The following is a 5,795-nucleotide window of genomic DNA, read 5'->3' on the forward strand; positions in this document are numbered from 1 at the left end:
ACGGTCTCCAAGCCTATGCCCTGGCTGGCACCGATGACGAGGATGTGGGCCATGCGAACCGTGGGGCGCGATGCGGAAGGCAGACCGGTAGATCGGGCGCGTCGAGCTGCCCGCCATGTGGCCGTTTGCCCGAAGGCAGGCCCGCGTGGTCGGCCGACGCGCCGCCCAATCCCCTCTGATCACGACATCCAGGATCCCGCCACCGGGGGACGGCGTCGCGTCAGTAGCTCACGTATCCGCCGGCGCCCCGGCTGGGGCGGACTGCACTGCCCGTGTTGACCGGCGGTGCGACCTGCCGACGCTCGGCCTGACGTTTGGCGAGGGCACGACCGGCGGCGCAACCACCCACGGCGCCGAGCACACCATGCCCGGCATAGTGCCCGGCGATGCCGCCGACGATGGCACCCTTGATGCAACCCTTCGCCTCGGCAGCCTGACCGGCGGCCAGGAGGGCACTCGCCGCAACAGCGGCCATGGCGACACGCTTCATCATCGTGATCGTTCCTCGGCGGCATCATCGCCGCGACTGCGATGTAAGTGCTCACGTTCTCTTAGGAAGAGGGGTCTGGGCATATTTTTATGACTTCACATACTTTCGATTGGTGTGCTCTGTCTTTCGAAAGGACATCGACTGGCTGCCGTCTTCTTTTCCAAAATGAATGTTGCTTGAACGACGGCGCGGAGGTGCCTGGCCTGACGCTGCCGGAGCCCGACGCACTTGCAATGCAGTCCACCTGGCCGTTTGCGGGGCTCAACGCGTGTCGGAGCCGGTAAACACAGTCGCGTCGGGGGGATCGCATGGGTCGGCCTGATCGACCGGCGCACGAGGCTGAGGATGCCTTGCGTGTGCGGCAGATCGCGATGCGGCGGTCCTATTCCACGACCTCGGGCCAAGTCAGGTCCGTACAAGGGTGAACGTACTGAGACAGTCCTGACTGGCAGTTCAGCCATACCGGTAAGGCAGAATGGTCGGCAGCCGCGTAGGACCTGGGTTGAGAACGACAGAAGACGCGTCTTTGCGCGGATTGATGGCGTATTGAGGCCTGATAAAACGGGCGGGATAGTGTGACGCGGCAGGCCGCTATCGATTTAGACACAGATGGAAACCAAAACGTATCACAAACCCAGGAACGGTGGCGGCGCTCTATTGTTCGTAGCGTTCATGTGGATGCCGACACAGGCATCTGCGCCCAAACGATGGAGAGCCACTCGATGAGGATGAAGATCGGCGTCGCCACGCTGGCCGTTCTGGCCAGCCTCGCTGCCCCCGCTGCCCAGGCAGCCCCTGCCGGCAGGGCCATGGATGCGCTCCGGGCCGGAACCCTTCCGGTGTCCTACTCCCAGTTCCGCCCCGGCTACGGCGGCTGGCACCGTGGCGGCTGGCACCGCGGCGGATTTGGTGGATGGCGCGGCGGCTATGGCTACGGCTACCGCCGAGGCCCGGGTGTCGGCGCCGCGGTCGGCGCAGGCCTTCTCGGCTTTGCGGCCGGCACCGTGATCGGTTCGGCAGCAGCAAACAGCGCGGCGCGGCCCGTAGCCGTCTACGAGACCCCCGCGCCGGTCGTCTACGCCCGTCCGGTGGTTGTGCGCGGTTCGGCCTACTGCGCGTCGCGCTATGCCTCCTACGACCCGGCCTCGGGCACCTATCTCGGCTATGACGGCTTCCGTCATCCCTGCCCGTAACAGGCGAAGGATCGTCTGAACTCCGGCCCCGGTCGCTCACAGGCGGCCGGGGCTTTCGTCATGCCGGCTTGAGATTTGATCCGGTAGGCCGGCGATGCCTGCAGACGCGCAGACAGCTCATCCCTGGACGCGGATGTGCCCACGGCGCGCGACGCTTCGATGTCGCGACCCGGAATCGTGCGCTTCATCGACCCGGATAGACCGTACAGCGCGTAGATTCTCGGCCTGCGGAGTGCCGCGGAGATCGAGGGTCACGGTGGGCGCCATCCCTCCCATCCTTCCGGACTGAGCCGTGAATGAAAGAGAGGGGAGGGGGCCCCGTTTCGATGTCGACCGCGTCGGTGCCGGCCCCGCCTGTTCCAAGACCCGTTTGCGATGCGCGCTGGTCTGGGAGGCACGGGCTTTCATCATCGCCGGCATCCGTATCGGGCAGGAATCGGGCAGGTCCGCGGCTTGGACCAGGCCCCAGTCCGGAAGCGGATCAGCGACGGGCCGGGCGCATCCAGAACGATGGCTGCGCCCGGCCTTCCTACCATCCCGAATCCTGCTCTCAGGCGGCGCGCCGCTCGACCACGATGGTGTCGACGATCTTGGTGTCCTCGTAGAGCCACTTGGCCAGGGCGCCCGCGATCATGGCCCCGGCAACGGGCGCGAGCCAGAACAGCCAGAGCTGCGCCACGTACTCACCGCCGGCGAACAGCGCGACGCCGGTCGAGCGGGCCGGGTTCACCGAGGTATTGGTCACCGGGATCGAGACGAGGTGGATCAGCACGAGGGCAAAGCCGATCGGGATGCCGGCAAAGCCGCTCGCCGCACCCTTCGAGGTCGAGCCGATGATGATCATTTTGACTTTCGTGATGGTCCTCGGGATCCGCGCCGGTACGGTTGCGGCGGGGGCCCGTTCCCACGGCCGCCGACTCTGCGTCGGTCGGCTCCGAGCCGAGGTCGACGGGCTCCGGGGACGGCTCAGCGTTGATCCGTGTCGGTATCGATCACGGCATCGCGCATGCGGCCGTCCTTGCGCGACAGATGCGGCGTCCCGGGGCGTTGAGCGACGAACCTCGCCTTCAGGTTGTCGTTCCGGGTGGCCGGTATGCCCGTGACCGCCTCGGGCGACTGCGCCAGAGCCGGACAGGCTGCGCGCAGGATGCCGGAGAGACGGTAACGGCTTCTCATCGTGGCACCTCCGTTTCGTGGTGTGGGGATCGTCGGTCTCATCTGAAGACGCGCGTGCCGGCGTTGCGTCCGGCTGCGTCCTCAGGCTTCTCCGAGCTCGACGGCGAGCCTGTTCCGCGCGCGGCTGACCCGGCTCTTCACCGTCCCGGCCGGGCAACCGATCCGCTCGGCGGCAGCCTCGTAGGAGAGGTCCTCGATCGCGACGAGGAGCAGCGCCTCGCGCTGGGCGGGCTCGAGACGGTCGAGCGCCGCCTGGACGTCCCGCACGTCGAGCCGGTGCTCCTGATTGGCCAGGCTCGACAGACCGGCCGCGTACGTGCCCTCCGGGTCCGGCACTTCGCGGCGATGCTTCATCCGCCCGTTGAGATGGCCGTTGCGCAGGATCGTGAAGAGCCACGCCTTCAGACGGGTTCCGGGGCTGAAGCTGGTGCGGTGCTCCCAAGCCTTGAGCAATGTGTACTGGACGAGGTCGTCGCTCTCGGTGGCGTTGCGGCTCAACGACAGCGCGTAGCGGTGCAGGTCGGGCAAGACGGCGATCAGGTCGGCCGCGAAGCCGCGTCCCGATCGCGCTTCGGCTGCATCCAGCGCCTCGGACAGGCGCAGCACTGCCTCGGACAGAGGCGATCCGTCATCGAGGGATTCAACTTCTGGGTAATAATCCCGTAGTTCTCGTCCGAGCCCGCCGCTCGCGATCGAGATCACCGCTCCGTGAGCGGCGGGCACGCGGAATTCTTCGGCAACATGGGTCACGCGATTGAACTCACCATCGCTTGGATGTCGGCACCCAGGACCGTTCGCCGGTCACGTGGGCCTCGTCGAGCATCAATCTTTGGTCGCCGGTCCCGAGTTCAATGATACGCGTATACCAGGATCTTAACATAAATTTTGGAACCAGCTTGCGCGCAATCTGTTCTTGCGTCGCTGCCGATCGGGCAGAGGCGATAGAAAAGGACGATGCGGGTCGTGACGGCGGGCGTCGACAGGCACGAACTCCGGCAGATCATCGCCGGCCTCAGCGAAGGCGTGATCCTGGTCGAACCCGACCAGACCATCGCCTACGCCAACGAGGCCGCGCTCGCGATGCACGGCGCCGGCAGCCTGGACGAACTCGGACCCACGGTCGATGCGTACCGCGAGCGCTTCCGCCTGCGCTACCGCAACCACGTCACCCCAAACCAGTACCCGATCGAGCGGGTCGTGGCGGGCGAGCGGTTCCACGACGTCGTCGTCGAGGTCCGGCGCACCGACCGGCCCGAGCAGGATTTCGTCCATTCCCTGCGCAGCCTCGTGGCCACGGACCGTGAGGGCAAACCGAGCTGTCTCGCGCTGATCCTCAAGGACGTCACCGATCAGTTCGAGGCCGAGGAGCGGTTCGAGACGACCTTCAATGCGAATCCGGCCCCGGCGGTCATCACGCGCCTGTCGGATCTGCGCCACGTCAAGGTGAATACCGGCTTCCTCGAGATGACCGGCTTCACTCGCGATGCCGTGATCGGCCGGACCGCCTACGAGGTCGACGTGCTGGCGGAGGCGCGCAACCGCGACCTCGCCATCACGCGCCTCAAGGAAGGCGGCACCATCCCGCAGATGGAAGCCTGCCTGCGCTTGCCCGACGGGGGCAGCCGCTTCGTGATCGTGGCGGGCCAGCCGATCGAGATGGGCGACGAGCCCTGCATGCTTTTCACCTTCGCCGACCTCGAATTGCGGCGGAAGGCGGAGATCGCGCTGCGCCAGAGCGAGTCCCGCTTCGCGAAGGCGTTCCGCCTTACCCCCGTCCCGACTGTACTGGCGCGGGCCGACGGGTTCCGGGTCACGGGGGTCAACGAAGCGTTCACCCGCGTGTTCGGCCTGAGCCAGGACGACATCGTCGGTCGCAGCCTGGACGAGGCTGGTTTGTGGCTGAGCGACCGGCAGCGGACCGACTTCGAGGCGGCGCTGGAGCGGACGGGCTATCTCCTCGGTGCGGAGGTCTGCCTCCGCCACGGGAGCGGGGCGAGCCTCGATTGCCTCGTCTCGGCCGAGCGCATCGAGATCGACCACGACGCGTTCGCGCTGCTGGTGATGCAGGACATCACCGACCGCAAGCACACCGAGCGCGAGCTGTTCGACGCCATCGAGACGGTGATGGCCGACACGTCCTGGTTCAGCCGTGGGCTGATCGAGAAGCTCGCCAACCTGCGCAGGCCGAACGTGGGGACCTCCGACGCCGCCGCCATCAACCTGACGGCGCGTGAGCGGCAGATCCTGAACCTGATCTGTGCCGGGTTCGACGACGCGGCCATCGCGCGCAAGCTCGACCTGTCGCGCAACACGGTGCGCAATCACGGCGCTGCGCTCTACCGCAAGATCGGCGTCCATAAACGCAGCGAAGCCGTCGTCTGGGGGCGTGAAAACGGATTTCCCTCACATGTATCGGGAACAAAATGACTATTTACTAGTATAAAATGATCATTGAAGATAGAGACAGGGTGATCATCTCAGTTTCGGTTCAGGGTTTTCTCGAGCGATACGGAGTGACCGTGGCCGAAGACAAGAATTCCACTTCCGCCGAACACCTCAAGGGTTCGGTCAAGGAAGCCCTCGGCAAGCTCACCGGCGATCCCCGGGTCGAGGCCGAGGGCCGGCGTCAGAAGAAGGACGCCAACACCCCCAAGGCCGGTCGATCCAAGCCCACAGGGCCGGAGCGCGGCTGACATCCCACCCGGGATGGTCCGATCGGGCCATCCTTTCGAGACACCAAGAGACAGGAGAACGACATGGTCGACACGGACCGGATCACGGGCGCCGCGAAGGAGCTCGGCGGCAAGGTGCAGGGCGCGGTGGGCGACCTCACCGGCTCGCAGCGGGACTCGGCCGAGGGCCGCGCCCGCGAGGCGGCCGGCAAGGCCGAGAACCTCTACGGCCAGGCCAAGGACACCGTGCGCGACGCGGCCGAG

Annotated in this window: 7 protein-coding genes and 1 pseudogene; 4 read left to right on the forward strand and 4 right to left on the reverse strand. The window is 66.4% G+C overall.

Going from position 1 to position 5,795, the window contains the following annotated elements:
• Positions 1-220: 220 nt before the first annotated feature.
• Positions 221-490: a hypothetical protein gene (locus MKK84_RS08375; RefSeq protein WP_243918668.1), complete on the reverse strand. Its 270-nt coding sequence runs from the start codon at positions 488-490 to the stop codon at positions 221-223.
• A gap of 728 nt (positions 491-1,218) precedes the next feature.
• Between MKK84_RS08375 and MKK84_RS08380 the strand changes: the two genes are divergently transcribed.
• On the forward strand, positions 1,219-1,683 hold the full coding sequence (locus tag MKK84_RS08380) for a BA14K family protein (protein WP_243918670.1): 465 nt from the start codon (positions 1,219-1,221) through the stop codon (positions 1,681-1,683).
• 550 nt (positions 1,684-2,233) lie between these two features.
• Here the strand turns inward: MKK84_RS08380 and MKK84_RS08385 are convergent.
• The 3 genes and pseudogenes from MKK84_RS08385 to MKK84_RS08395 form a co-directional block, all read right to left on the reverse strand.
• Positions 2,234-2,524: pseudogene (locus MKK84_RS08385) on the reverse strand (aquaporin); the annotation flags it as partial.
• Positions 2,525-2,649: 125 nt separating this feature from the next.
• Positions 2,650-2,859, reverse strand: coding sequence for a hypothetical protein (locus tag MKK84_RS08390; RefSeq protein ID WP_243918654.1), 210 nt, complete (start codon positions 2,857-2,859; stop codon positions 2,650-2,652).
• Positions 2,860-2,940: 81 nt separating this feature from the next.
• The gene (locus MKK84_RS08395) at positions 2,941-3,609 is read right to left on the reverse strand and encodes a sigma-70 family RNA polymerase sigma factor (protein WP_243918662.1); all 669 of its coding nucleotides are present in this window, start codon (positions 3,607-3,609) and stop codon (positions 2,941-2,943) included.
• A gap of 213 nt (positions 3,610-3,822) precedes the next feature.
• On the opposite strand from MKK84_RS08395, the gene MKK84_RS08400 reads away from it, so the two are divergent.
• The 3 genes from MKK84_RS08400 to MKK84_RS08410 form a co-directional block, all read left to right on the forward strand.
• On the forward strand, positions 3,823-5,286 hold the full coding sequence (locus tag MKK84_RS08400; RefSeq protein WP_243918683.1) for a helix-turn-helix transcriptional regulator: 1,464 nt from the start codon (positions 3,823-3,825) through the stop codon (positions 5,284-5,286).
• Positions 5,287-5,378: 92 nt separating this feature from the next.
• Positions 5,379-5,552 (forward strand): CsbD family protein, encoded by a 174-nt coding sequence (locus MKK84_RS08405; RefSeq protein WP_243918664.1) that lies wholly within the window; start codon positions 5,379-5,381, stop codon positions 5,550-5,552.
• A gap of 63 nt (positions 5,553-5,615) precedes the next feature.
• Positions 5,616-5,795, forward strand: a 180-nt coding sequence (locus tag MKK84_RS08410) for a CsbD family protein (protein WP_243918666.1), incomplete at its 3' end; no start/stop codon positions are given.

Origin of the sequence: Methylobacterium sp. E-065 (assembly GCF_022829605.1) — a bacterium.
In the GTDB taxonomy this organism is placed as follows: domain Bacteria; phylum Pseudomonadota; class Alphaproteobacteria; order Rhizobiales; family Beijerinckiaceae; genus Methylobacterium.